The sequence below is a fragment of the Celeribacter litoreus genome (assembly GCF_020165855.1).
GTDB lineage: Bacteria > Pseudomonadota > Alphaproteobacteria > Rhodobacterales > Rhodobacteraceae > Celeribacter > Celeribacter litoreus.
Map to the genome: position 1 here is coordinate 120,517 of NZ_JAIUFY010000011.1, position 26,162 is coordinate 146,678.

Sequence of the window (26,162 nt, forward strand, 5' to 3'; positions counted from 1 at the left end):
TGCTATAGTCCCCAAAAAGAGCAGTTCACGCGTTTGACGCAAAGGATGATCCAATGTCCAAATTTCTGACTACCAAATCCGCTCGCGCCGTTTTTCTTGTCGCAGCACTCGGCCTGACGGCCTGTACCAACCCGGGCCGTTTCGGTAACGGTAGCGGCGTCGGGGCCGATGGCGGCATGGCTGCGGGCTCAGTCAATGACCCAAGCTCGGTCGCTTATTTCAACCAGACCATCGGTGATCGCGTCCTCTTTGCGGTCGACCAATCGACGCTTTCTGATGATGCACGGATTGTCCTCATCGGTCAGGTGAACTGGCTCAAAGCCAACCCTGCCTACACGGCGATCATCGAAGGCCATGCCGACGAGCAGGGCACGCGCGATTACAACTTTGCGCTCTCCGCGCGCCGCGCCGCTGCGGTTCAGGAATTCCTGATCAGCCAAGGCATCGCTCCGAACCGCCTTAAGACCATTCCATACGGCAAAGAACGTCCTCTCGCAGTGTGTTCTGATGAAAGCTGCTATAGCCAGAACCGCCGTGCTGTGACTGTGCTCGCTGCGGGCGCAGGCGTCTAATCGATCAACGAGGGATAAGCGCCATGAAATCGACCTTTGCCGCATGTCTGCTTGCGTTCGGTCTGTCTGTTGGAGCGGCGGCTGCGCAGGACGCGCAAACGCTTGCCGACATCCGGCAGGAAGCAGCCGTTTTGTCGGTCGAACTCGCGAAGCTCAAACGCGAGTTGTCGACGACAGGTGCGCCGAATACCCAGATCATGGGGGCGGATACGCTTGAACGTGTCGATCTCATGGAGGCAGCCCTCACAAATCTCACAGCCAAGGTCGAAGCCATCGAATTCCGGATCGAGCGGGTCGTCGATGACGGCACCAATCAACTGGATGATCTGAATTTCCGGCTCTGTGAGTTGGAAACGGGCTGCGATATTGGCAATCTGCCGCCGCTCAAGCCGCTCGGAGGCGAGATGGGCGGGGCCATGGATGTGATCGTCACAGGGCCGGGTTCCGAACCGCCGATGGATGGCACAGCTGATCTCGCGATGACGGAGCAAATGGATTTCGATGCGGCGAAAGCGCTCTACGAAGAGGGCAATTACGCAGAATCCGCCGCCGCGTTCGAGATGTTCACGTCGACCTACACCGGTGGCTACCTGACGGGCGAGGCGCACTACATGCGGGGAGAGGCATATGCGGCGATGGGCCAGACGACGCAGGCCGCGCGCGCCTACCTCGACAGTTTTTCCGGCAGTCCGGAAGGCGACCGCGCGCCGGACGCATTGCTGAAGCTCGCGGGTTCGTTGGGGCAACTCGGACAAACGGAAAAAGCCTGCGTGATGTTCGGCGAAGTCGGCGCGCGTTTCCCAGGGTCTTTCGCCTCGCAACAGGCGCTCGTCGATGCGCAGAACCTCGGGTGTCAGTAAACGAGGGTGACTGCAATGGCGAAGGAAACCGGTGACACGGAAGGCCGCCGACCGGACACCCACGCCATGTTGCGCCATTTCGTTGGGACAGCTTTCGCTTTCGATAAGCCAGACAAGGTTGCGGTTGCTGTTTCTGGTGGCGGCGACTCGATGGCGTTGCTGCATCTCATGGCAGAGTGGGCCTCGGAGGAAGGCGTTCGGCTAAAAGTCGTGACGGTAAACCATGGTCTTCGATCTGAAGCTGCTGAAGAGGCTCGTTTCGTCGCAGAAGTTTCGAAACGTCTTCAACTACAGCACACCACGCTCAACTGGACAGGTTACACAGGCAGCGGGAATTTGCAGGATGCGGCCCGCCGCGCACGCTATCGTCTCATGGCGGATTGGGCGAAAGCGGAGGGGATTTCCACAATCGCTCTGGCGCACACGGCGGATGATCAGGCCGAGACATTCTTTATGCGCCTTGCACGCGCGTCCGGTATCGACGGGCTCACAGGGATGCAGCGTCGTCGTAGCGCGGAGGGAATCACATGGGTGCGGCCCTTGCTCCTACAGGAGCGGGCGGAACTCCGGGATTATCTGCGCGACATTCGCGAACCTTGGGTCGACGATCCGACGAATGATGATGAGGCCTATGAGCGTGTTCGCGTCCGCAAGGCTATGGTCGAGCTAAACAAACTCGGGATTGATATGCATGTGGTCGGACGGGTGATGGATCATCTCGGCCACGTCCGTTCGGCGCTCGATTTTGCGACTCACGATCACGCTCTTTCCTGCGTGCGCGAGGAAAAGGGCGATTTGATTATTGATCGGCGACGCTTTGCTGAAGCCGCACCGGAGATCAATCGTCGCCTCATCGCGCAGGCCCTGCGGTGGATTGCCTCTGCTGAGTATGGCCCGCGCGGGATGAAGCTTCAGGAATTTCTGTCCGCCATGATGCGCGGTCGTGATGCGACACTCCATGGGGTTCGCTTGCTCGGGGGGAAGGCCAGCTTTCGCCTCACGCGTGAATATGCCGCCGTGTCAAACACTCGAGTGCCCCTGGGTGAACTCTGGGATGGGCGATGGATTGTTGAAGGTTCTGAAAATATGGACTTTTACGTCCGTGCCTTGGGCGAAGACGGGCTTCTTCAGTTAGGCGAAAGACCCGAATCCGCGCCGCCGCGTGAGGTGCTCAAGGCCTCTCCAGCCGTATTTCAGGGGAATACGTTGATCTCGGCACCCTTGGCAGAACACGGTTTCGCGACGGCTCGCCTTATCCATCCTGAAAACGGGTTCTATACTTCGCTTTTATCGCATTGAACTCGGGGCGGGGATGCCTATTTTAGGTAGAAAGCTGCGCGTGGAGTCTCTCTGCGCGCCGAGACTATTTCGAGGAGATCCCCGTTGGGCAATGCGCGTAATCTCGCCTTCTGGCTCGTGCTCTTGATGTTGGTGCTGGCCCTGTTTCAGGTGCTGGGCGGCAACCAAAGCACGATGTCGTCTGAAGTCGTATCCTATTCCGAATTCATGTCGAAGGTTGACGACGGCACCGTCTCGTCAGTCGATATTGATGGCGAAAAGGTCTATTTCATTGGCGAGGACAGCCGCCGCAAATACACGATCAATCCGGGCGATGAGAGTCTTGTCTCTGAACTCCTCTCCAAAAATGTGACCGTCGAAGGACGTCCTCAGGAAGAAAGCGGCTTCATGCCCTTCCTGATCTCTTTCCTGCCGATCTTCCTGATCATCGGTGTGTGGATCTATTTCATGAACCGCATGCAGGGCGGCGGCAAAGGCGGGGCGATGGGCTTTGGCAAGTCGCGCGCAAAGCTGCTGACCGAAAAGCAGGGCCGTGTGACGTTTGACGACGTTGCCGGTATCGACGAGGCCAAAGAGGAACTCGAAGAAATCGTGGAATTCCTGCGCAACCCGCAGAAATTCTCCGCGCTTGGCGGCAAGATTCCAAAAGGCGCTCTGCTTGTTGGCCCTCCTGGCACCGGTAAAACCCTTTTGGCTCGTGCGATTGCGGGTGAAGCAGGCGTTCCGTTCTTCACGATCTCCGGTTCTGACTTCGTCGAAATGTTCGTCGGTGTCGGTGCATCGCGTGTGCGCGACATGTTCGAGCAGGCGAAAAAGAACGCACCGTGTATCGTCTTTATTGATGAGATCGACGCCGTCGGTCGTCACCGTGGCGCAGGCTATGGCGGTGGGAACGACGAGCGTGAACAAACGCTCAACCAGTTGCTCGTCGAGATGGACGGCTTTGAGGCCAACGAAGGCGTGATCATCGTCGCTGCGACCAACCGTCGTGACGTGCTTGACCCGGCCCTTCTGCGTCCTGGCCGCTTTGACCGTCAGGTCACTGTGCCGAACCCGGATATCAAAGGCCGTGAGAAAATCCTCAACGTGCACGCACGCAAAGTGCCGCTCGGCCCGAATGTGGACCTGCGTATCATCGCGCGCGGTACTCCAGGCTTCTCCGGTGCTGACCTCGCGAACCTTGTGAACGAAGCCGCACTTATGGCCGCTCGGATCGGTCGCCGCCAGGTGACGATGGACGATTTCGAACAGGCGAAAGACAAAGTGATGATGGGTGCGGAGCGCCGCTCCATGGTGCTGACGGATGAGCAGAAAGAGAAAACTGCCTATCACGAAGCTGGCCACGCGATTGTTGGTCTGAAACTGCCTAAATGCGATCCGGTCTATAAAGCGACGATCATTCCGCGCGGTGGTGCGCTTGGCATGGTGATGAGCCTGCCGGAGATGGACAAGCTTCAGATGTTCAAAGACGAAGCCCATCAGCGCATTGCAATGACGATGGCAGGTAAGGCCGCCGAAATCTTCAAATACGGTCCGGACGAAGTGTCCTCGGGACCGGTTGGAGACATTCAGCAGGCATCTCAACTCGCCCGTGCCATGGTTATGCGTTACGGCATGTCTGACAAAGTAGGTAACGTTGATTACGCAGAGGCCGCTGAAGGCTATCAGGGTAACACAACGGGCCTCTCTGTTTCGGCGCACACCAAAGAGCTGATCGAAGAAGAGGTGAAAACCTTTATCGAGGACGGCTACAATCAGGCCTACCAGATCATCTCCGAGAATGCGGATGAGTTCGAACGCCTCGCACAGGGTCTTCTCGAATACGAAACCTTGACGGGCGAAGAGATTAAACGGGTGATGGCCGGTGAGCCGCCGCATGGCGGCGATGATGACGGTGCATCAGGGACATCGGATGATGACACCGCGTCGATCACCGCGATCCCGAAAACAAAGAAGAAACCGAAATCTGATGGCGGAATGGAACCCACACCGTCGTCTTAATCGGATATGAATTCTGAAGGCCGTGCTCGTTTGAGTGCGGTCTTTTTTTGCAAGACTGAGGAGGAGGCTCATATGAGCGACTGGAGCCCAACGGATTATGCCCAATATTACGATCTGCGTCTTTTGCCGGCGCGCGACCTACTAACTGCGGTGGGAGATCTGCCCGAGGGGCGCATTCTTGATCTCGGGTGTGGCTCTGGCGGCGTCGGGCATCTGTTCAAAGAACAGTTCCCCGGGCGCACGATCGATGGCATCGAAAATTCGCCGGCCATGCGCGAAGCCGCGCAGGCAACTGGGGTTTATAATTCCGTCGAGGACGGCGATCTCGCAGCCCATGATCTCGGCACCGAGAATGCGTTGATCTTCACTAACGCGGCGCTGAACTGGGTGAAAGATCACCGCTCTGTTTTGCCGCGGATTGTCGAGCATCTCGTGCCAGGTGGCTGGTTCGCAATGCAGGTGCCGTCTCAACACGAAGCTCCGTCGCATGCGCTCGCACGCGACGTCGCGACTAAGATGGACCCTGAAGCATTCCCCGATGCGGACGCAAACTCGAATGTCCTGCCGCCGCGCAGTTATGCGAGCATGCTAGCACCTTTCGGTGACGTGCGTGTCTGGATGACGGAATACATGCAGGAACTCACCGCACCGTTCGGACATCCAGTTCGCCACTTCACACAGGCGACTTATCTGCGCCCGTATCTGAACCATTTCGAGGCTCAGGGACGTCTCGATGATTACGTGAAGGCCTATGAGACGGAACTCAATGCGGCCTATCCGATCAATCGGCAAGGTCAGGCGTGGTTCCCGTTCAAACGGCTCTTTGTGACGCTTCATAAGACCTAAGCGTCTGTAGGCTTTTCCCCGCGGGCGCTGCATGCTAAAGCGCCCGCAAGAGGAAGACCATGACGCTCAAACCACCTTCAGAAATTGCCACTATGGCTGATTTGCGCGTGCAGATCGATCAGATCGACCGCGACCTTATTGCACTGTTGGCGATACGCCAGTCCCACGTGGACCGCGCTGCCGAGCTCAAACCAAGCGAAGGCCTACCTGCGCGCATCGCAACGCGTGTGACCGATGTTTTGGACAAGGTCGAAGCTGCGGCAGATCGTTCCGGTTTTGATGCCGCTCTGGCCCGCGAGATGTGGGCTCTCATGATCGAAGAAATGATTGCGCGTGAGGAAAAAGTCCTCGGGCCCAGCAGCGAGGAGACGCAGCCATGACAGCACAGTTGATCGACGGAAAGGCATTTGCCGCCTCTGTTCGAGAGAAAGTCTCGACGCATGTGGCGCAGATCGCGGAAACGCACGGTGTGACTCCTGGGCTCGCTGTTGTGCTCGTTGGCGAGGACCCCGCGTCTGAGGTTTATGTGCGCTCGAAAGGTAAGCAAACCGTTGAAGTCGGGATGAATTCCTTTGAGTACAAGTTGTCCGCGGAGACGTCAGAGGAGGCGTTGCTCGAACTGATCGAAACGCTGAACGCAGATACGAGCGTCCACGGGATTCTTGTCCAGCTGCCTTTGCCTGCACATCTGAATGAAAGCCTCGTGATTAACGCGATTGATCCGGCAAAGGATGTGGACGGGTTCCACATTTCTAACGTGGGTCTGCTCGGGACGGGGCAGAAGTCGATGGTGCCTTGCACGCCGCTCGGCTGTCTCATGATGCTACGCGATTACCATGGATCACTGTCCGGCCTGAATGCCGTCGTCATTGGGCGTTCGAACATCGTCGGGAAACCGATGGCGCAACTTCTTCTTGGCGATAGCTGCACGGTGACGATCGCGCACTCGCGGACAAAAGACCTACCCGAGGTGGTGCGGCGTGCCGATATCGTTGTTGCTGCGGTGGGGCGTCCGCACTTTGTGCAGGGCGATTGGGTGAAACCGGGTGCAACCGTGATCGACGTCGGGATCAACCGAATCCCAGCGCCGGAGAAAGGCCTTCGCGACGATGGCAGTGTGAAAACCCGCCTTGTCGGGGACGTCGACTTTGATGCTGCTGTTTCTGTCGCTGGCGCGATTACGCCGGTGCCGGGAGGAGTTGGGCCGATGACGATTGCCTGCCTGCTCGCCAACACGCTGACCGCCTGCTGCCGTGCGCACGGGTTCGCGGAGCCCGAGGGGCTGACGGCCTAAACAGAAAATGGTTATACGGATGAAAGAGCCCCAGCGTCGTCCGCTGGGGCACTTTTCGTATCTTAGGTGTGTATCGCTTAGCTGATCGGCTTTAGCCCGCGCATGGCTTCACGGACGACTTCCGGCAAAGCGGTGTCTGCGCCTTCAGGGGCGGCATCCAAAGCGCATGTGACATCTTTAACAAGGATGCCAATTGTGTTGTCGTCCTGAAAGCCGTGATGTGCGAACTCGATTTGGTCAAACCGTGAGGTGAACCAGTTCTGCCCCGTCGCGGTGCCGATGAGGTTGAGGAGTTTTTGACGATCCACTCCGGTCTTGTCGGCCCAATCGAGCACGAGGCGCGACATAGCCGTATGTGAGGAACACAGCAGGTTGTTGAGCACTTTGCTTTGCATACCGTCGCCGAACCCGCCCATATGGTGAATGTTCGTGCCCATTGCTTCGAACATCGGCATGAGCGCAGCGACGTCCAGATCTGCCCCTCCGATCATGAAGGCCAGCGTTCCCTCGCGCGCGCCAACCTCCGCGCCCGACATGGGGGCATCGACCAATGCAATGTGATCTGGCACACGCGCCCGTAGAGCCCGCACGTAATTCGGCGAAAGGGTCGAGCAGATCACGACCGTCTTGAGCGATGCGGCGCGGGTTACAAAGCCTTGTGTACCAAAGAGCACTTCGTCGGTCTGGTCCGCATCCCGCACCACGGTGAAGAGCGTTTCTAGCCCGTCCGCAAACGCGTCCGCGTCCGAGGAGACAGGCAGGTTCGGGAAATCGCTCTCCGGCCGAATGTCAAAGCCTGTGGTCGAAATCCCCGATTTTAGCATGTTGGAAAGCATACCGCTTCCCATCCGGCCGACGCCTGCAAGGCCAAGTTTTGTCATGAATTTCCTCCCTTATCTCAAGGGAGGATGACCGGAAGATCGCCGTTTGCAAAGCCCTTCAATGCGGTTCCAATCTAGTGCGCGAACTCGCTCTCTGCGACGAACATGTTCGCCCAGGCGCGTTCGACCAGTTCAGGGGTCATGCGGTAGGGGATGCCCTCGAAGTCACAGACCGAAATCATCTGATCGATGAGGAAGGTCGGTTGATAGTTCGCGTAAACGTTATCGATTGTCGGGTATTTCTCTTTGAGGAGATAAACGAGCGCCTTTTCATCTAGAGCCATCTTCTTCTTTTTGGCGACCATCGCGAAAATCTTGAGGAAGCCCGCCTGATCGGGACCGTCGATCTTGATCTTGTAGAAAATACGACGGAGAGCCGCGGAGTCGAAGATCTTGTTCGGGTGGAAGTTGGTGGAGAAGAGGACCAAGGTATCAAAAGGCACCTCGAATTTCTCACCGGATTGCAGGGCGAGAATGTCCTTGCTCTCCTCGAGCGGGACAATCCAGCGGTTGACGAGCTTCTGCGGAGGTTCTTCCTGACGGCCAAGGTCGTCGACGATGAAGATGCCGCCGGTGGACTTCAACTGCAGAGGGGCCTGATATGTTCGCGCCGTGGGGTTGTAGACGAGGTCGAGCATGTCGAGCGACAATTCACCACCGGTGACAACCGAGGGGCGTTCGCAGCGCACATACCGGCGGTCAAACCGGTTAGCGGTTTTGCGAAGGGACGTCGTATCATCCTCTGCATCTTCTTTTTTTACGTGCATCAAAGGGTCATACACGGTGATAACGGAGCCGTTGTATTCAATCGCACGCGGCACATAGATCAGGTCGCCGAGGGCGTCGCGAATACCGTTCGAGATAGAGGACTTACCGTTGCCCGGCGGTCCGTACATCAGGATCGAGCGACCGGCACCGACGGCCGGCCCGAGCTGATTGATCAGATCCGGCGGCAAGATCAGGTGCCCCATTGCGCCGAGCAGAGCTTCGCGCGTAATTTTCATATTCCGCACAGATTGGCGTTTGACCTGCAATGCATAATCCTCAAGAGGAATAGGCATTGCGCCGTAATATTCCGACTGGCTCAGTGCATCGAGCGCACGCGATTTCCCGGTGTCGGACAGACGAAATCCCATCTCTGATCCTGCGCCAGCGTGCAGCGTGCCGGTCGCTTCTACCAGGCCTTGTTCTCGCGCGGAATCGATCAACACCTGCGTCACAGATACAGGAAGGCAGATCGCCTCGGACAAGCGGGACACCTGTTCGAGGTTTGTTCGGAACATTGTTTTCAGGAGGATGTCTCGCATCATCACGGAAGACAATCCGGTGTCCTCTGCGCGTCGCAAAGCGACAGGCGCGATTACATTTGGCGTTACTTCGACATTCATAGGTATGCTCTTTGATCTCTGGTGCTCTCCCGAATTCACGGCGGGAGACGCCCTTTCGCTCTCGCTCGCATTTTGCCGTAGGTCATTGTCAAAGGCCAACATTTTCCACGTCTACCTTTGCAAAGAAAACGGTTTGATCATAACCTTGCCGAAAAATGCACGAGGCGACGCAATGAACAGGGTATCCTCCCAAAAATATTCGGCTTATCTGGTCATCCTCATCGTCCTGATGGGCGGGGTCGGCATGGCGAAGGGGGGGCTCTACACCACGCGACATGAGGGTGATACGGCTCATATGGTCGAAATCATCCTGCGGATGTTGTCGGGCCAAACGCCGCACATTGATTTCTCGACGCCGATTGGAATTTTCGCTTTTGCTCCAGTTGCCTGGTTTTCGAAGATGGGCCTCGGAATCGGCCAGTCTTTTATCGCAGCCCAAATCTTCATTGCAGCCATCCTTGCTCCGATGGTTCTACGAGTCGCGACTTCCCGACTGAACGGATTGGCCTCGTGGGCGTTTGGGGTGGTCATCATGGGGATGGTGATGGCGCTCGTGCATGGCGAGGACTTCACTGCGCTCTCGGTCTCTATGTATTATAATCGCTGGGGCTGGGCCTGCGCCTTCATCGCCATTCTGCTCTCTGTGCTGCCGCCGCATGAGAACGCTAAGGCTCCCCGCCTTGACGGTATGATTGTCGGTGTCATGCTTGCAGCTCTGGCTCTCATAAAATCCACGTATTTTGTCGCATTCGTGATCCCTGTGGCGCTCGGGTTTCTTGTTCGAGGAGATAAGAAGGGCCTGGTCATCGGAATAGCGACGGGGCTGGGTGTCGCAGTTCTCACGATCATTCTCTGCGGCGTTGATTTCTTTCCCGCCTATATTCAGGACCTCCTATCTGTGACGCAGTCCGAGACGCGGGCCAAACCGGGCGTTGCCTTGATCGAAGTTCTCAATGGACCGCGGTTTTTGATTGCGACTTTGACCCTATTGATGTCGGTGATCGTTCTCCGCCAATCCGGAGAGGAACGTGCTGGTCTTCTGCTGCTACTTCTCGGGCCGGGGTTTGTTTACGTGACGTACCAGAACTTCGGCAACGATCCGAAATGGTTGATCCTGCTCGCACTGTTTCTCATCACACTTCGGCCCTCACGGGGCAGGCGTGTCCTCTTCAACGCGGATGCGCGAAATGCAATCGCCGCGCTGGCACTCGTGGCTTTCGCGCTGATTGCACCGTCGATGCAGAATATGTTCACGAGCCCCTTCCGTCATCTGGCCACGAGCCCCGACGGTTTCGCAGCCCAGTTTGCAGAGATTGAAGAGGTAAGTGACGTATTTGTCAGGACCGAGCGCACAGGAATGGTCCTCGCCCGTGTTGCGTTTGTGGATGAGCATCCCGAACTCGCGCCTTACACCGTTGAAGATGATATGTTTGAGCCAGTGACTTTCCTCGGTGAGACGCTACCGCGCTGCATGTTGATGGCCGGTGATTCTTCTCTGCACGGCTACATGGCCGACCGCCTCGCCGAACCGCCTTTCAATTTCCCGCCGGAAACACAATTCTTCGTCACCGACATTGCCTCTGCAATCTGGATTCTCGGTGGCTTCTCTCCCCTTCAGGGTGGCGCGCCGTGGTATTATTCCGGCACGCCGGGTCTCGAGAACGCGGATGCGATCATTGTGCCGACTTGCTCGCTTGATATGGAAATCGAACGCAATGCGCTTGCCGCAGTGGAGAGGGCGGGGCTGACACTACGCCCTCCACTGCGTGATCCGCTGATGCTGGTGTATCCGATCGTAAAAGATGCCGAGGCGGTCGTGAACTGACCGCCGGGCGTTTTACAAAAACGCAGCGAGTGCGAGATAGCTGACCATTGTGCCCGCGAGCGCGAGGCCCATCGGGAATTTCTTGTTATCCCAAGACACCCAGTCCGGTGTTGCCCGTCGCACCGCCGAAACAGTGCGCAGCGCGCGATGTGCAGCAAAGGCCGCGAGTAGGAACGCAGCAAAGAGTGTGAGGACAACACTGAGGTCGGCCAGCGGGATGAAAAGTGACATGGCCATCGCAAACTTCCCGTCGCCGGCGCCAACGCCGAGATACGCGTATGCGAACAGAGCTACGGGATACATGACGATGCCGTGAGAGATGCCCCAGAGATAGGTGTCGATTGGCAACAGGAATATCCCCATGAACAGATAGGTTCCGGCGAGGCCGAGAACCAAGTCGTTCGGGATTTTCATCCGCTTGAGATCGTGAAAGGCGGCGATGAAGGAAATCAGAGCCACAGGCCCCAAGAACCACAGCGCCGCCATTGCGGGCAATGTGAACATCAGCCGTTTGAAACGTTGGCTTCTAGAGCACGCAAGCTGCGCACAGCTGCCTCAAAGTGCTGCGGATGCGTGTCGATGGCTTCTTTGATCAATCCTGTGCCGATCGCGATATCACCAGCTTTCACTGCCGCAAGGCCGAGGGTGTAAAGCAGTTCTGCACGTTCGGTCTGGGTCATTTCCATGACCGGAAGATCGTATTTACCCTGCGCGCCCCGCGCGAGAACGAGGTTGTTCTTCGCTGTGAACATCTTCGGGTCATAGGTGACCGCTTGCGAGAAGAGACGCTCCGCGTCGCCGAATTCACCGCGTGTGAGCTTTGAGTAGCCCCAGTTGTTGAGCACGCTTGCGGGACGGGTCGTCAGCCCTGCTGCAGTCTCATAGAAACTATCGGATTTGTCCCATTCTTCGTTACTATCCGCGACCATCGCTTCGAGCCGATAGCGCTTGTAGGTTTCATGGGTTGGCGGCACGCTGTCGAGTTGCGCTTCAGCCGCATCCCAATCACCGGTGCGGATCAAAGCGTCCGCGTAATCGATGCGGTCATCTGCGGTGGACTCGGAATGTGCGATAACCGCTTTCCATGCCGTCACCGCGGCATCATTGTGCCCTCCCCGGATGAGGGATTTGGCAAGGCCGCGTTGAAGGTCGATGCGCTCGGGATCTTCGTTCAGAGAGCGCGTGAAATACGCGATGGCTTCATTCGGATCCGCAGCATTGAGCATGATGTCCGAGAGACCGCTTTCATCAATGGCGTTGACGGTGGTGTCGGCACGCCGCACGTCGCCAACGTTTTCCTCACAGGCCGATAGGGCCAGTGTGCCCGCCATAGCGAGCATAATCACACGAATATTGCGCATGGTGCCTGCACCTCGTTTTCTGCTCGGATCACGGGCTTTGCGCCTCTGTTGGATCCTATTGCCTCTATGTCCTTCACCGTTGTTCTTGCCGCGCCCGATTTTCAGGTCATTTGGCCTAGCGTGCGAGGATCTGATAGTCTCCAGTTCCGCGCCGCACCAAGGTGAAGCCGCTCGTATATTCTTCACTATACGTAGGATTTTCGAGTTTTGCGAGCGCCAAGCGCAGGTTTTCGCGAATTTCGGCAGATTGGCCACTATCGAGAGCGAACGCCGTTCTGAAGACCCGCTCAGCCTCGCCGTAGTCACCCTGTTCCATCAAAACGACGCCGAGATTGTTCCACGCTGGCACAAAGGTTTCATCCATCTCGATTGCAAGCCGAAGATCCTGCTCAGCCTGCCCGAGGCGTCCCAAGCGCAATTTCGCAGAACCGATCGCAGAGCGCGTATCGACAGTCATTCCTTCATGCGCTGCGGCTCTATAATAGGCCTTTAGGGCCAGCTCATACTCCTCGGCGGCCATGAGGCGATGCCCAACTGTGAGGCCATCGACAGAGACCTCGCTGGGGTCAACGCCCGGAGGCGCATAAGCCCCTCCATCCTCAAGCGGAGCGAGAACGCCATCATCCGCGCAAGCTGCGAGTAGGGAGGCACATACGGCAGTCAGAACGAGCGCGCGTCGGCTCAAGCGGGAAGGTTTGCCCACACCGGCACCTTTTCGTCAGAAGTTTCCGAGGAGGATGTAGATGTCATAAACCGACGGGCCGATCAGAATGATCAATAGCGGAGGCACGGTGAGCATCATTGTCGCCAGCGTCATCTTCGTAGGCAATTTGTTTGCCGTTTCCTCAGCGCGCATCACGCGTTTGTCACGCATTTCTGTCGCGTAGACACGCAACGCGTCGGCGATTGACGTGCCGAACTGTTGCGACTGGATGAGCACCGTCACAAACGACCCAACGTCTGTCACACCGCATCGCTCCGCCATATCCTTGAGAACGACGGTTTTGTCTTTACCTGCTTTGATCTCGTAGGAGACGATCTCGAATTCGTCGGCAAGCGAGGGAAAGCCCGCCCGTATTTCCTTTGCAACGCGAATGATCGCCTGATCCAGAGACTGACCCGCCTCCACACATACAAGCATGAGATCGAGCGCGTCAGGGAAGCCGTTCGTGATTTCCTCTTTACGGGTTTCGACGCGGCGCGTGACCCAATATTTGGGGAGCATGTACCCGATACAGGCGGGCAGGAGCACCGTCAGCACCAAGGACTTTGGTGTCATGTCCTCATTCTGCGATTTCAGGAGCGCAAAAACGAGGCCGCCGGCGAGAGCCAGAAGGCCGAGGGCGAACTGCGAAAAGTGGAATAGGCGAACGGCGTTTTTCGAACGATAGCCGGCCTGGATCATCTTGAGCTGGGCGGCTGAATACTCTTCCTCATCCTGAGGCTCGAGAAATGCAGAATATTTCTCTAGCTTTGCGCCCTTCTGTTCCTTCGTGCGCAAGCGGGCAGGTTTGACGGCGTTATCTTGTTGGGCCTTCTGCTCTTCTTTCAGACGGTCCATCGGATTGCGGCGCTTTTTAAGCAGTACCGGAAGAGTCACCAGAATAAGGATCGCACCGAGCGTCCCGATAAGGATCAGGGGGCCGAAGGGCCCGAGTTGTTCTCCGAGCAAGTTTTTGAATAAGTCCTGCATGTTCAAACCACCTCAGACCTTGATGTCGACGAGCGAGCGCATGACGAAAATGTTGACGGTGAGAAAGCCCGCGACAACCAGACATGCGGGGATAAACGCCGGGGTGTCTTTGACTGTGTCGTAGTAATTTGGCTTTGTCACAGAGATCATCAGCAGCGCCAGAAGCGGGAAGCCGGACAGGAAGTTTCCGGACCACTTCGCTTCAGCGGTGATGGCCTTCACGCGGCGGAAGAGTTTGAAGCGGGCGCGGATAACCTTCGCAAGACCGTCGAGCACCTCGGCGAGGTTACCACCGGATTGCTGCTGGATCGTCACGGCAACCGCGAGGAAGCGCAAATCCTGCATGTCGAGACGTTCGGCCATATCTTTGAGCGCTTCGCCGACGTCTCGGCCATAGGCGCTTTCGTCAGCAATCACACCCATTTCGGTTCCGAGCGGATCGGGGACCTCTTTCGACACGATGTTGAGCGCATTGGAAAACGGGTGCCCGACGCGCAAAGAACGCACCATGAGTTCCACGGCGTCCGGCAGCTGCTCTTCGATGAGCGCAAGGCGTTTCTTGGCGGTCGATTGAATCCAGACGTAAACGGCCCCCACACCCATCGCGATGGACACAATGAAGCGGATCGGTGGAGACGCGGAGGTGCCCACAGAGAGGCCGATAAACGCCACGAGCGAGAGCACCCCCATCACCATGATCAACTGGGCAGGAGAAAACGCGATATTCGCTTTCTGAGCTTTCTCGGCCAAGATGGAGTAAAGGGGGATTTGGCGCGATTTGAGGTGCTGGCTCATCTCTTTGCGCAGCTGGTTCAGGACCTCTTCGCGATTGCCCGACCCCTTTTCAAGAAGCTCGTACCGCCTGTTGACTTTAGAGTTCAACGAGATGGATTTGCCGAATACCGTTAGGTAGATGCCTTGCACCAGCAAAAGCACAGCGACAAACACAATGCCGTAAATCACCGGTTCCATTGAGATGATCATGGCTGAAATCCTTAGCGTGGGTTGGTCGGTTCAAAGAGGGAGGGCGGTAGGTCATAGCCCCACATACGGAAGCGTTCGGAATAGTGGCTGCGGACGCCTGTTGCCGTAAAGTGGCCGATGATCTTGTTGTCTGGCGTGAGGCCCGTGCGTTGGTAGCGGAAGACCTCCTGCATGGAGATCACTTCACCTTCCATGCCCGTGATTTCCGTAATCGAGACCATGCGACGCGAACCATCCTGAAGGCGCGAGGCCTGAACAATGAGGTTCACAGCCGAAGAGATCTGGGAGCGGACAGCCTTGAGTGGCATTTCGATACCAGCCATGGCGACCATGTTCTCAAGACGGCTGACGCCGTCACGTGCGGAGTTGGCGTGGATCGTGGTCATGGAACCGTCGTGGCCGGTGTTCATGGCCTGCAGCATGTCGATAACCTCTTCACCGCGGGTCTCCCCTACGATGATGCGATCAGGGCGCATACGCAGTGCGTTGCGCAGACAGTCGCGCTGGGTGACGGCGCCTTTGCCCTCTACGTTGGCGGGCTTGCTTTCCATTCGTCCCACGTGCGTCTGCTGGAGCTGAAGTTCCGCTGTATCCTCAATCGTCAGAATGCGTTCGTCATTGTCGATGAAGGAGGACAATGCATTGAGCGTCGTCGTTTTGCCGGAACCGGTACCACCAGACACGATCACGTTGAGACGCGTGGACACAGCGGCCTGAAGATAGGCTGCCATCTCTTCCGTGAACGCACCAAAACGGACGAGATCGTCAATGCCGAGTTTTTCTTTTTTGAATTTACGAATGGACACCAGAGAGCCGTCCACAGCGACCGGCGGCACCATCGCGTTGAAACGCGAACCGTCGGCGAGGCGGGCGTCGACGTAAGGGTTGGATTCATCGACGCGGCGGCCAACGGCGGACACGATCTTGTCGATGATGCGCAGCAGGTGTTTTTCGTCTTTGAAGGTGATGTCGCTCAGTTGCAGTTTGCCGGCGCGCTCCACAAAGATTTGTTGCGGCCCGTTCACGAGAATATCGTTGACCGACTCATCTTGCAGGAGCGGTTCAAGAGGACCGAGGCCGCGGACCTCGTCGTAAAGTTCCTGGTTGAGAGCGACACGCTCTTCCCGGTTAAGAACCAGCCCCTGATCGGACAGAAATTCTGTCGTGATGTCCGAGATCTCGGACTTGAGATCTTTTTCCGTCGCAGTTTCGAGAGCCGCGAGGTTCAGGTCTTCGAGGAGACGTTTGTGCATCTCGACCTTGATGTCGCTGAGGCGCTCCTTGCGGCGGCGTTCCTTATCGACGGGGGCGACCTGAGCAGGACGGCGCGCCTCGACGCGCTTCGCAGTCGGCTCTGGCGCGGGTTTTTCCGCTATCGGCGCCGCCGGTGCGTCCGGTTTCGGTGCTGGTTTGGCTGCGGCGTCAGCTGCAGTTTTGGTGTCACGTGCGTCCGTTTTCTTATATCTCGAAAACATTTACGGTGTCCCTTATGAGAGCCAATCTCTACTGAGCTGCTTCGAGCTGCTCGTGGTGGCGGGCATGAATTGAAGTCGCCAGTTTCTGAATTTCTTTACACATCGGATTTTTAGGAGCTTCGATCCCGAGCGGAACGCCTTGGTCGCACGCCTCGCGCACCGCCTTGCCTCCGTCGGGGAATTGCACATCAATCGCAATCTCCAAATTCTCTGCCATCCGTTTGGTGCGGGCTTTGGCCGTGAGGTCCATCCCCTTCGGGGCGTAATTCAAGAGGAAACGATATTTGTCGAACGGTAGCTCTTCGGCTTTGAGCGCATTGCGGATGCGAAGAATGTTTTGAGCGGACCGCAGATCAAGTGTGATAGGCGCAAAATAGAACTCAGCGGCTGTGAGGACAGTTTCGGTCCAGCTGACAAGCGTGCTCGGCATATCGATGACAACGTAGTCGAAATGTTTGCGCGCCATGTCGAGAATGCGTTCGACATCTGCTGGCTCGATAATGTCGAGCGGCAAAATTTCCGGCGGAGAGGTCAGAACCGACAGTTTGTCGTGAAAATTCATCAACGCGCCCTTGAAGCTATCGTCGTCCATGATCTCGGTTGCGGACAACAGTTCATACACGGCTTCGCGGCGTGGCATGTCGAGGTAGGTTGAGACAGCGCCAAACTGCAGGTTGAAATCCATCAGGATCACGCGCGGCTGAGGGCCCTTCTTTTCAACGTTGGCGAGTTCCCATGCGAGGTTCACGGCGATAGTCGTCGCGCCGGCACCGCCAGCAACTGACTGAACCGGCAGCACGATCCCATTTGCGCCACCGCCTGCCGAGCCGCCATGGGCGCCGGCCGAGGCAGCGACCTCGACAGCGGGCGCATTGGCCTGCTTTTCCAGTCGCTCGATGGCCTCATGGAGTGCGTTTTCAGGAAGGGGGTAGGGGATGAAGTCTTCTGCGCCGAGCTGAAGTAACCGGTGCAGCGCCATCGGGGACACTTCGTTCGCGATAACGATGACTTTTACATTCTGTGCCTTCGCCGCGTTGATCAGATCGACAACGCCATCGAGCACGGCCTCGTCTTCATGGTCGAGTGCAATGGCAACGAACTTCAGCCCGCGGCTTTCTGGTTGGCGGAAGAATAGTTTTGCGTCGTCAAAAGAAAGATCGCCCCAAGACTCGCCGAGTTCGGTCTCCATGTCTTCGATCAACAGATCGAAATTCTGCACATCTCGACTCACGGTGCATGCCACCAATGGCGCCGGTTCATTGTGTGACAGAGTTTCACTCGTCATGGTTCGTTTGTCCTTTTTATCATACACCAGTCCTCCCATTGGCCCTGCCGGCCCGAAAGGGGACAGCACAGCCTGCGAATCCTTAGCGCATTCTACCCGACTTGGTTTTGGGCACACTGCTCCGATGAGGCTCCTATGGAGCCCGGGAGCTGGTGCGCCATTGGGGCTGAACCAGCGAACTCATTCCTAAACTTCGGACGATATTATCAATCCGGGACGATTTCTCTAGCGCCAAAATTCACGAGATCAGACGGCGCAGTTGCACTCGCAATATATTCTCTGTGAATGATTTCTGCATAGCGTGCATCCATCACCAGTTGCTCGTTTTCAACGAACCCTGACACTTCGGTCACAGTGCGACGGTTCTGGCGCTCGGGCTCCTGAGTCACGATCAGAGGCTGTGTTTCGCCATAGGAAACAAGGGCTTCCAAGCGCGACTTCGAAATTCCGTTGCGCGCCAATTCATTCACAACTGCGTTTGCACGTTTCAGTCCGAGTGACTTGTTGTAGGCGTCTGAGCCCACGAGGTCGGTGTGGCCGTAAACACGGAAGCGCACTTCAGGGAACTGCGCCATGAACTGGGCCTGCTTGCGAATCGAGTCGCGTGCAACGCCGTCGAGAATCGCAGAGTTGAATTCGAAGTTCACGGTTGCAGGGACTTCTTCAACGAAGCGGTTGTTGAAGTCGACCACATAGGACAGCTGTCCGGTCTGCACGAGGGTGTTGTTCATCGTGGAGTTGCCGAAGGTGCCAGCGTCGAGGTAGCCGCCTGCCTCCTGGTACCAGGACGAGAAAATCTTCTGGTCGGAACATGCGCCGAGAGACAACAGGGCTGATGCTGCGAGCGTTAGTTTCAATGTGCTGCGCATGGTCTTACTCCATCACGTATCCGTAGGACCCGGAGAAGTCCTGTTTAGCAACTTCTGCGGCGGTCCCTTTCGGAGCACGCTCTGTGCCGCCGTAGGTTCTGCCGAAGAGGAACAATTCGCTCTCGGTCGGGATCTTCACCCGATCCGTCGGCAGCGCCAGCGCGAGACCATTCGTCGGGGAGACCAGGTGCGGGGTGACGATGATCACGAGTTCGGACTGACGACGTGAGTAGTCGGTCGAGCGGAAGAGGGAGCCGAGCACAGGGATATCACCGAGCCACGGAACCTGACCGACGAGATCTTCGAAGTCATCCTGGAGAAGACCAGCGATTGCAAAGCTCTGGCCATCACGCAGCTCTACCGTTGTAGAGGCTTCGCGGCGTCTGAAGGAGTTGAGCGTAAAGCCGTCCACAGAATAGTTCACGGTCGAGTCCACGCCGGAAACGGAGGCGCGCAGCTCGAGGTTGATCTGTTCGCCATTCACGACACGCGGAATGAACTCAAGCTCCACGCCGAATGGTTTGTAATCAATGTAGATGCCGTCGCTGCTCGAAACCGGGATCGGGTATTCGCCACCAGCAAGAAACTTTGCCTGCTGGCCGGAGAGGGCAGTGAGGTTTGGTTCGGACAGGGTGCGGACGAGACCTTTTTCTTCCATCGCCTCGAGCAAGATGGACACTTCAGTCGAGCCGATGCCCGCGCCAAGCTTGATCGCACCAAGCGCGCCGTCCCGAGTCTCGATGGTCCCGCCTTGAGAGTTGTCGCCGGAAAGGAACGTGCCGGTTTCGCCAGCGCTCCAGTTCACCGCATTGCCATTCGAGTCATAGCTCGTCGGACCTGTTACCGCGAGCGAGCTCGACAGGTCTTTCGATACAGAGCGCGACATCTCGGCAAAGCGGACCTTCAGCATGACCTGCTGTGTGCCGCCAATGTTCAAAAGATTGGATACGCGACCCGGGGCATACCGCTCGGCGAGTTCTACAGCGCGTTCCATCATCGTAATCGAGGAAATGACACCGGAAAGCACGATGCCGTCATTCGCGGTCCGCACTTCGATGTTCTCACCCGGCATGATCTGCCGCAGGCGTTCTTTGAACTCTGTAATGTCGGGGGTCACCTGAATCTGGACGTTGGTGATCAGCGTTCCATCAGGCGCCAGGAGCGTCATCGTTGTCAGGCCTGGAGTGCGGCCCAAGACATAGATCGAGCGATCCGAAAGTGTGGAGATATCTGCGATTTCCGCATTTGCGACGGAAATCTCTGCGAAGGGCTCGTCACTTTCGACGACCACTGCGCGGTTCATGGGAACATTCAAAACGCCCGACGGAGAGCCGGTCAACACACGAAGTTTCTCAGCGTGCGCCCCGGTCGGGACGGCGCCAAGAACGGCGAACCCTACGAGGGCTGCCTTGACGAAATTCAACATTTTCATGTGACCCTGCCTCTATCGATCACGCCTCAGGATTGGACTCTTCAAGGTCCGATTGTGGCGAGGATGCGTCAAATTCGCTTTTTTTGCAACTATCAATGTGTTGGTGGATTTGGGTGATGTGGATAAGTCACAGATTTAAAGACACTCCATCCTTCGTATCGGCAAAAATAAAAGACGGCCGAATCTTGCGGCCGCCTTGTCATTTTCGAACCAAGTCGCGCGTTAATCAGAGCAGGGGATCGGCGTGTCGATGATCTCGCCGCCTTTCCGAGTGCGGATTGTGCAAACGCGGGGGGCCTGCGGCGTGAGGATGACTTCCTCTTCTTGCTGGACGATGCCGAAAAGGGTTTCCTGATCAACTTGGACAGCATCAACAACTGTGTCATCGCCGCGACCCACGAGCGCGAGCGACAGGCGGCCCGAGCTTTGCGCCGTCGCAAGTCCCGCGACCTGCGTTGGCGTGGCTTCAACAGTCACTGTTCGCGCAATCGTTGAAGACTGACGGTCTGCATCAGAAGACTGGTCAACCGCAATAAGGCTCATTGCGGGGAGAAGTAGTCGCGTCACTTCGGAGGCCGATCCCGGAAGGCGACCGGTCCAGTAGACATCCACACGGTCTCCAGGCCTCAACAGGCCGGAAACGCCGCTCGAGACATCCACACGTATGGCAAACGCGCGCATACCTTTAGAGAGGCGGAATGCAACACCCGCAGTCTCACCTGGGAGTGAAACCTTGATGCCCATGAGCGGCTCCATCGGTTCCATCGTGCGGCGTGCCACGCGTTGAACATCTGGACCATCAGGAAAAAGTTGCTCTTCGGCAAAGAACGGTTGTTCAGGCACAGCTTCAACGGGCCATTTTACCTTTTTCACCATTTCCGGAGTGATCGGCTGTCCGTAGGCAATCCGCACAGCGGCGACATAGATTTCAGCGGTGTCGACTGCTTGCGCCCGAAGGGACTGTTCTCGGTCCTGATAGGTTGCAAGATAGCCGCGCGTCATATGAACGGCGAATCCTGCAAGCGCGACGCCGATGATCAGCACCAATCCAAAAACTATTCGCATTCCTTGTTCCTTTTGCTGGAGGTGGGTGCCTCAAAGAAGCACTCACCAATCGCGTCAGTGGTCAACTTGAGTCCGAAATAAGGCAATTTGGTGTTCATGCCTCACGTCATTTAAAAATTTCTTCTCATTTGGCAACAAAAGGCCCGAATCGATAGCTCTGTTTACCGCCCGGAGCCGAGTTGGACAAAAGTCAGAAGTCTCCACGACTTCTCTCACAAAAAAACCGCGCTTCGCAAGGCGAAGCGCGGTCACATCTTTTTTTCGGCCTTACGCCTGACTGGATCAGTATGCGATCACAGTGCGGGAGGTCAGGTCGGAGGAGATGGTGGAGCCGAGAGACTTGGTACCGTTGGAAACGGTGGTCAGAACGGCGATGCCGAGGCCCACAACAGCAGAGGTCAGAACAACCCAGTCAACGGTCACAGCACCGTCTTCGTCGCGGGAGAATTTGTTGGCGAGTTTAAAGAATTTCATGTCTTTTCTCCAGTGAAGCGCTAGCGATTAGTAAGCGATAACGGTGCGGGACGTCAGGTCGGACGAGATGGTGGAGCCGAGGGATTTCGTACCGTTGGACACGGTGGTCAGAACGGCGATGCCAAGGCCCACAACAGCAGAGGTCAGAACAACCCAGTCAACGGTCACAGCACCGTCTTCGTCGCGGGAGAATTTGTTAGACAGTTTGAAGAATTTCATTGGTTATCCCTCCAGAGGATATTTTCAGCACAGTTTCCACGTAATGGCGATTTGGAGCAGCGGCCTTTCCACAGGGCCTTTCGTCGCTCTTCTCGCCGTCGATTAGGTTAATTAGCCGCTGAACTGGGGCAAGATTTAGGCAGCATTGGTACGATTTTGGAAACGGAAGGAAATCGGGGGCGTTTTAAAATAAATTATTGATAAAAATGAATAAATATTTTGATCAAATTGTTGAGCGAAAATCATGTTGATAATTTGAAAGCGCTTTCATGCTTAAAAAAGACCCCGAATTGAGTCGTGATACTGGCCGGATCATCGAATTTTTGACAAAATGACGACAAATAAGCGGAAAATCCGCTGCAATCATGAGCAGTTTTAAAATGATTCTATTAACCATCTGGGCGAGTGCGACACGGACCGCTGCGAGAATCGCGATGATTCTCGGAGTATTAACTCTTCCGGGATACGCAGAAGACGGAACGGATCCGCCTCCTTGGCCGGAGGTGCGCCCGAAGCGGATCGGAGTTCCGACGGGACAGGCGGGCAATCTCATCGACATTCAAATCAGGCCCGGATCGAAAACAGTGAAAGCGCCTGCTGCCGAGGAAGCTGAAACGCCGGCGCAGGTGGATTTGCTCGACTGGTATTGGAATGCAGTTCCGCACGACCTGAGTGGTGCGGGGCCTGAGAGGTTTCCGGCCGCGATCGCTGCTCTCGATCTTGATCCCGGGGGTGCCATCCCGCGCCCGACTTTTCAGCAAATCACCGATCTCGCAAATCTGTATGGGCCGACGCTCCTGTTGAATTCGGTCGGAACTCAGGTCAGCCCCGCGCTTGCGCTCGCAGTGATCGCGGTCGAGTCCGCTGGTGATGTCGCGGCAGAGAGCAGCGCAGGCGCGAGAGGTCTCATGCAGTTGATGCCCGCGACTGCGGAACGCTTCGGGGTCGATGCGACGATCCCGGAAGAGAACATTCGAGGCGGGATCACCTATCTCGATTGGCTTCTGACAGAGTTCAACGGGGATCTCGCATTGGCTCTCGCGGGATATAACGCTGGCGAGAATGCCGTGAAATCCGCGGGCGGCGCGCCGCTTTTTGCCGAGACGCGCCTTTATGTGCCGAAGGTCATGGCGGCGTGGCAGATCACTAAAGATCTTTGCATCACACCACCGGATATCTATTCGGACGGCTGCGTCTTCGCAACGAACGCCCTGCGCGCCAAGAATTGAAAAGGGGGCGTCATTTGGCCCCCTCTGCCTTTTGCGTGATGCAAATACTCAGATCGACATCTTCTTGAAAACCATTTCCGGAATATGCCGGATGATCAACATGATGTAGCGCCAGAAGAACGGCGTGTAGATCACGTTCCGCTTTTTCTCCACGGCTTTGAGGATGTCTTTTGCGACGTCATCCGGTGAGGCCACGAGGAACATGCCTTCGATCCCCCACGTCATTGCTGTGTCTACGAACCCCGGTTTGACTGTGACCACATGCCCCCCGGCGCGGGTTAGTCTGTTCCGCAATCCGGAAAGATAGGTCGCAAAGCCCGCTTTTGCCGAGCCATAGACATAGTTCCCGATCCGCCCTCTGTCGCCCGCGACAGAGGTGACGCCGACGACTGTCCCCATTCCGCGTTCTTCCATGAGGGGGGCGAGCATGGACAGGAACGTGGCCGGTCCGGTGTGGCTGTCCTGAATGACACCTGCAACGAGGGTCGGGTCCGCATCAATCGCGGATTGCTCGGGCATGGACCCAACGAAAACGGCGCAATTGATTTCGCCTGCCTGCGCACGTGCTGTTTCGATGATCGGCGCAAAGGTGTCCGTATCTCGGGCGTCGAACTTTAGTGCCACTGCCTCCGATGCTCCTCGCGCGCGCGCATCCGCCGCCGTGGCTTCCAGATCGACGATGTCGCGGCCGCAGAGGAGAAGCGTCGCGCCCTCTTTCGCCAATCTGCGTGTCATAGCGCGCGACATTGAAGACGTCGCGCCAAGGATGATCCATGTCTTATGCATCTGCAGCCTCCCGAAGTTTCAGGCGTTTCACGAGATCGGTGGATAGGGCTCCGTTCGGGTCGACTTTTGAGGTGGCCGTCTGCCACTTCTCCAGATCCGGATACATTCCCTCAAGCTGATCTGCGCGGGCGAGGCTGTCTTTCGCAAAATAGATCCGACCATCCGCCAGCCGCGTCCTGTCGATCAGGTCCGTGATCAGGTCAGATGCGTCCTGTCGGTTCGGGAAATCAACGGCGAGTGTGTAGCCCGCCATGGGAAACGACAGGTAGCCCGTTCCTGCGGCCCCTGTCTTTTTGAGCACGGCGAGGGGTGAGGCGAGGCGGGATGCAGCGATCTGGTCGAGCATCTCGCGCAGCACGTCTGCGTTTTCCGCCGGGACAACGCATTGAAATTGGTGGAATCCCTGTTTGCCGTAGAGTTTGTTCCACTCGAGGATCGCGTCGAGCGGGAAGAGCACTTTAGAGATCGGCTTGACCGAAGAGCGTCCGTTCTCCGGCACACGATTGAAATAGGCCGTGTTGAACGCGCGCACGACCGGGGCGGAAAGCGCCCAGCGGGGGGCATTCAGCGGCACGGATTTCGAGGTGTCATCGCGTTCTGCGACACCCGACACGACTTCGCTCTCCTCAAAGATGCCGCGTCCGAGCGCGTCGCCACGTGCCGTGGCGTCGACCCAACCCACTGTGTATGGCGCTTTGCTCTCGTCAAAGGCACTCAGAAACGCGTTGAAGTTCGCTATCCGCCGCTCGCGCAGTTGCATCACTTCACCGGCGCATGGGATCAGCTGAATTTTCGCCCGCGCGATGATACCGGTTTGCCCGAGGCCCCCGATGGTCGCCCTCCATGTCGCGCCGCTTTTCGGCGTGATCGTTTTTTCGCCGCGGGCGTGGATCAGAGTGATCTCGGTGACATGCGCGCCGAATGTTCCGACCTCATGGTGGTTCTTGCCATGCACATCGTTGGCGATGCAGCCGCCAATTGTCGCATAGCCAGTGCCGGGCATCACCGGCGGCAACCAACCCCGCGGTGCGCAGGCGCGGGCGAGATCACCGATCAAAAGACCTCCCTCGACATGAACGATGCCGGTCTGAGAATCAAGCGCGAGGACACGATCCAGCCGCGTCATATCGTAAGCATGGGCCCCGTCGCGCAAGGCAACATCACCGTATGACCGACGTTGGCCATGGGCGGGGGCGAGTGTTTCACTCGCCTGCCGGATCAACGCGGCTTGGCGTTCTGGGCGTGCAACAGGGCCGGTCGCAGACTGCGCGCGGCCCCATCCTGAGTAGGAAATATTATTCCAGGTCATGTTGGACCTTCTTTGAGTGACGTTCCGCGACTGGAAAGACCGCAAGGCCGATCAGGATCGCGAACCAGAGGGTTGTCAGGCGGATGATGGCGGTGGCAGGCACAGACATGGCGAGAGGCACGCCTTCGAGCGAGAGAAGCGCGATCATTGCCGCTTCGGCGCCGCCAACGCCACCGGGGGCGCCCGTGAGTCCACCCGCGAGCGTAGAAAAGAGGAAGATCGCGATGGCTGTGCTCATCGTCGTCTCAGCCCCCATCCAATGAAGGAGGAGATAGAAGGCGACCCCTTCAGCGAGCCATCCGAAGAGAGCCAGAACCGATCCTTTGAAGAGTGCGCCACCTTTTGAAAACGGTTCGAGTGCTCGCGCTGCGCGGCGGACACGCGCGAAAAGGCGCGGGAGCCGTCCAGTCAGGCGATGGCCGAGTTTCGCGACCGAAGCCAGCAGTTGAGGACGGGTCGCGACGAACGCTGCGAGGAGCGCCAAGATGACGACAGGAAATCCGCCCGATATTTCCGTGCTGGACAATAGCAGGGCAGCGCCCATCAGGATCGCCATTGCGGCAAGGTCGGAGGCACGATCCACGAGAACGAGGGGTGCGGAGCGTTCGAATGCCGTCCCTGTCTCTCGCGCGATCCAGCGCATCCGGACGAGTTCCCCGACGCGTCCCGGTGTGACCGTCATGGCGAAGCCGCCAAGGAAGTGAATAAAGTTGGTGAGTAGGGGCAATTTCAGCCCAAGGTGCCCCGAGAACAGGTGCCAGCGCAGCCCGCGCAATCCGTAGTTCGCGAGCGAAAGAAGAAGAAGCAAGACGACCTGAAGTGCTGAGAGCTTTGCGATCTGATCGAGCGTTTCTTGCCAGCCCGTCGCGGCGGCGGCCCCGATCAGGCCGATGATCACAAGCGCCAAGAGACCGAGCAGCACGAACCGGTCACGCCCGCTCGCGGAGCGTTTGACGGTCTGTAGGGGTGTCTGCTCAAGTTGCATCGTCATCTACGGCTTTCGGGCGCGGGCCTG

Annotated in this window: 26 protein-coding genes; 9 read left to right on the forward strand and 17 right to left on the reverse strand. The window is 57.2% G+C overall.

Going from position 1 to position 26,162, the window contains the following annotated elements; genetic code table 11:
- The first annotated feature begins 53 nt into the window (after nucleotides 1-53).
- The 7 genes from LA304_RS11060 to folD all read left to right on the forward strand — a co-directional run bounded on the left by LA304_RS11060 (nucleotide 54) and on the right by folD (nucleotide 6,872).
- Complete coding sequence (locus LA304_RS11060) at nucleotides 54-572, forward strand: OmpA family protein (RefSeq protein WP_224503218.1); 519 nt, start codon at nucleotides 54-56, stop codon at nucleotides 570-572.
- A gap of 23 nt (nucleotides 573-595) precedes the next feature.
- Nucleotides 596-1,432, forward strand: coding sequence for a tol-pal system protein YbgF (gene ybgF / locus LA304_RS11065; protein ID WP_224503219.1), 837 nt, complete (start codon nucleotides 596-598; stop codon nucleotides 1,430-1,432).
- 15 nt (nucleotides 1,433-1,447) lie between these two features.
- A complete protein-coding gene (tilS, locus tag LA304_RS11070; protein WP_224503220.1) occupies nucleotides 1,448-2,731 on the forward strand; it encodes a tRNA lysidine(34) synthetase TilS in 1,284 nt (427 codons plus the stop codon).
- Between the two features lie 84 nt (nucleotides 2,732-2,815).
- Nucleotides 2,816-4,732, forward strand: a complete 1,917-nt coding sequence (gene ftsH / locus LA304_RS11075; RefSeq protein ID WP_224503221.1) for an ATP-dependent zinc metalloprotease FtsH — start codon at nucleotides 2,816-2,818, stop codon at nucleotides 4,730-4,732.
- 72 nt (nucleotides 4,733-4,804) lie between these two features.
- Nucleotides 4,805-5,578 carry a methyltransferase domain-containing protein gene (locus LA304_RS11080; protein ID WP_224503222.1) on the forward strand — a complete coding sequence of 258 codons (774 nt, stop codon included), beginning with the start codon at nucleotides 4,805-4,807 and terminating at the stop codon, nucleotides 5,576-5,578.
- A 59-nt stretch (nucleotides 5,579-5,637) separates the two neighbouring features.
- Nucleotides 5,638-5,958, forward strand: a complete 321-nt coding sequence (locus LA304_RS11085) for a chorismate mutase (RefSeq protein ID WP_224503223.1) — start codon at nucleotides 5,638-5,640, stop codon at nucleotides 5,956-5,958.
- Nucleotides 5,955-6,872, forward strand: coding sequence for a bifunctional methylenetetrahydrofolate dehydrogenase/methenyltetrahydrofolate cyclohydrolase FolD (gene folD / locus LA304_RS11090; protein ID WP_224503224.1), 918 nt, complete (start codon nucleotides 5,955-5,957; stop codon nucleotides 6,870-6,872). Before LA304_RS11085 ends, folD begins: the two co-directional genes overlap by 4 nt.
- A 77-nt stretch (nucleotides 6,873-6,949) precedes the next feature.
- On the opposite strand, the gene LA304_RS11095 is transcribed toward folD, so the two are convergent.
- Both LA304_RS11095 and LA304_RS11100 read right to left on the reverse strand, forming a co-directional pair.
- A complete protein-coding gene (locus LA304_RS11095; protein WP_224503225.1) occupies nucleotides 6,950-7,753 on the reverse strand; it encodes an NAD(P)-dependent oxidoreductase in 804 nt (267 codons plus the stop codon).
- A gap of 74 nt (nucleotides 7,754-7,827) precedes the next feature.
- On the reverse strand, nucleotides 7,828-9,141 hold the full coding sequence (locus LA304_RS11100; RefSeq protein ID WP_224503226.1) for a P-loop NTPase family protein: 1,314 nt from the start codon (nucleotides 9,139-9,141) through the stop codon (nucleotides 7,828-7,830).
- Between the two features lie 172 nt (nucleotides 9,142-9,313).
- On the opposite strand from LA304_RS11100, the gene LA304_RS11105 reads away from it, so the two are divergent.
- Nucleotides 9,314-10,966: a hypothetical protein gene (locus tag LA304_RS11105; RefSeq protein WP_224503227.1), complete on the forward strand. Its 1,653-nt coding sequence runs from the start codon at nucleotides 9,314-9,316 to the stop codon at nucleotides 10,964-10,966.
- Between the two features lie 12 nt (nucleotides 10,967-10,978).
- Here LA304_RS11105 and LA304_RS11110 read toward each other — a convergent pair whose 3' ends face one another.
- The 12 genes from LA304_RS11110 to LA304_RS11165 form a co-directional block, all read right to left on the reverse strand.
- Entirely contained in the window at nucleotides 10,979-11,470 is a 492-nt protein-coding gene (locus LA304_RS11110; RefSeq protein ID WP_224503228.1) for a prepilin peptidase, read from the reverse strand.
- On the reverse strand, nucleotides 11,470-12,327 hold the full coding sequence (locus LA304_RS11115) for a tetratricopeptide repeat protein (RefSeq protein WP_224503229.1): 858 nt from the start codon (nucleotides 12,325-12,327) through the stop codon (nucleotides 11,470-11,472). The genes LA304_RS11110 and LA304_RS11115 overlap by 1 nt, the downstream gene beginning before the upstream one ends.
- A gap of 115 nt (nucleotides 12,328-12,442) precedes the next feature.
- Complete coding sequence (locus tag LA304_RS11120) at nucleotides 12,443-13,030, reverse strand: tetratricopeptide repeat protein (protein WP_224503230.1); 588 nt, start codon at nucleotides 13,028-13,030, stop codon at nucleotides 12,443-12,445.
- Nucleotides 13,031-13,045: 15 nt separating this feature from the next.
- On the reverse strand, nucleotides 13,046-14,020 hold the full coding sequence (locus tag LA304_RS11125; protein WP_224503231.1) for a type II secretion system F family protein: 975 nt from the start codon (nucleotides 14,018-14,020) through the stop codon (nucleotides 13,046-13,048).
- Nucleotides 14,021-14,032: 12 nt separating this feature from the next.
- Nucleotides 14,033-15,004: a type II secretion system F family protein gene (locus LA304_RS11130; RefSeq protein ID WP_224503232.1), complete on the reverse strand. Its 972-nt coding sequence runs from the start codon at nucleotides 15,002-15,004 to the stop codon at nucleotides 14,033-14,035.
- Between the two features lie 11 nt (nucleotides 15,005-15,015).
- Nucleotides 15,016-16,479: a CpaF family protein gene (locus tag LA304_RS11135; protein ID WP_224503233.1), complete on the reverse strand. Its 1,464-nt coding sequence runs from the start codon at nucleotides 16,477-16,479 to the stop codon at nucleotides 15,016-15,018.
- A 28-nt stretch (nucleotides 16,480-16,507) separates the two neighbouring features.
- The gene (locus LA304_RS11140; protein ID WP_224503234.1) at nucleotides 16,508-17,764 is read right to left on the reverse strand and encodes an AAA family ATPase; all 1,257 of its coding nucleotides are present in this window, start codon (nucleotides 17,762-17,764) and stop codon (nucleotides 16,508-16,510) included.
- Between the two features lie 206 nt (nucleotides 17,765-17,970).
- Complete coding sequence (locus LA304_RS11145) at nucleotides 17,971-18,633, reverse strand: OmpA family protein (protein WP_224503235.1); 663 nt, start codon at nucleotides 18,631-18,633, stop codon at nucleotides 17,971-17,973.
- 4 nt (nucleotides 18,634-18,637) lie between these two features.
- Nucleotides 18,638-20,065: a type II and III secretion system protein family protein gene (locus LA304_RS11150; protein ID WP_224503236.1), complete on the reverse strand. Its 1,428-nt coding sequence runs from the start codon at nucleotides 20,063-20,065 to the stop codon at nucleotides 18,638-18,640.
- A gap of 222 nt (nucleotides 20,066-20,287) precedes the next feature.
- The gene (cpaB, locus tag LA304_RS11155) at nucleotides 20,288-21,130 is read right to left on the reverse strand and encodes a Flp pilus assembly protein CpaB (protein WP_224503237.1); all 843 of its coding nucleotides are present in this window, start codon (nucleotides 21,128-21,130) and stop codon (nucleotides 20,288-20,290) included.
- Between the two features lie 282 nt (nucleotides 21,131-21,412).
- Nucleotides 21,413-21,604, reverse strand: coding sequence for a Flp family type IVb pilin (locus LA304_RS11160; protein ID WP_224503238.1), 192 nt, complete (start codon nucleotides 21,602-21,604; stop codon nucleotides 21,413-21,415).
- 27 nt (nucleotides 21,605-21,631) lie between these two features.
- The gene (locus LA304_RS11165; RefSeq protein ID WP_224503239.1) at nucleotides 21,632-21,823 is read right to left on the reverse strand and encodes a Flp family type IVb pilin; all 192 of its coding nucleotides are present in this window, start codon (nucleotides 21,821-21,823) and stop codon (nucleotides 21,632-21,634) included.
- A gap of 434 nt (nucleotides 21,824-22,257) precedes the next feature.
- Between LA304_RS11165 and LA304_RS11170 the strand changes: the two genes are divergently transcribed.
- On the forward strand, nucleotides 22,258-23,052 hold the full coding sequence (locus LA304_RS11170) for a lytic transglycosylase domain-containing protein (protein ID WP_224503240.1): 795 nt from the start codon (nucleotides 22,258-22,260) through the stop codon (nucleotides 23,050-23,052).
- 48 nt (nucleotides 23,053-23,100) lie between these two features.
- Here the strand turns inward: LA304_RS11170 and LA304_RS11175 are convergent, their stop codons facing one another.
- Genes LA304_RS11175 through LA304_RS11185 form a run of 3 tightly spaced genes read right to left on the reverse strand, consistent with a single transcriptional unit; the run spans nucleotide 23,101 to nucleotide 26,138 of the window.
- Nucleotides 23,101-23,838, reverse strand: a complete 738-nt coding sequence (locus tag LA304_RS11175) for an SDR family oxidoreductase (protein WP_224503241.1) — start codon at nucleotides 23,836-23,838, stop codon at nucleotides 23,101-23,103.
- Entirely contained in the window at nucleotides 23,831-25,147 is a 1,317-nt protein-coding gene (locus LA304_RS11180) for an FAD-binding protein (protein ID WP_224503242.1), read from the reverse strand. The genes LA304_RS11175 and LA304_RS11180 overlap by 8 nt, the downstream gene beginning before the upstream one ends.
- On the reverse strand, nucleotides 25,134-26,138 hold the full coding sequence (locus LA304_RS11185) for a lysylphosphatidylglycerol synthase transmembrane domain-containing protein (protein ID WP_224503243.1): 1,005 nt from the start codon (nucleotides 26,136-26,138) through the stop codon (nucleotides 25,134-25,136). Before LA304_RS11185 ends, LA304_RS11180 begins: the two co-directional genes overlap by 14 nt.
- Nucleotides 26,139-26,162: the final 24 nt, after the last annotated feature.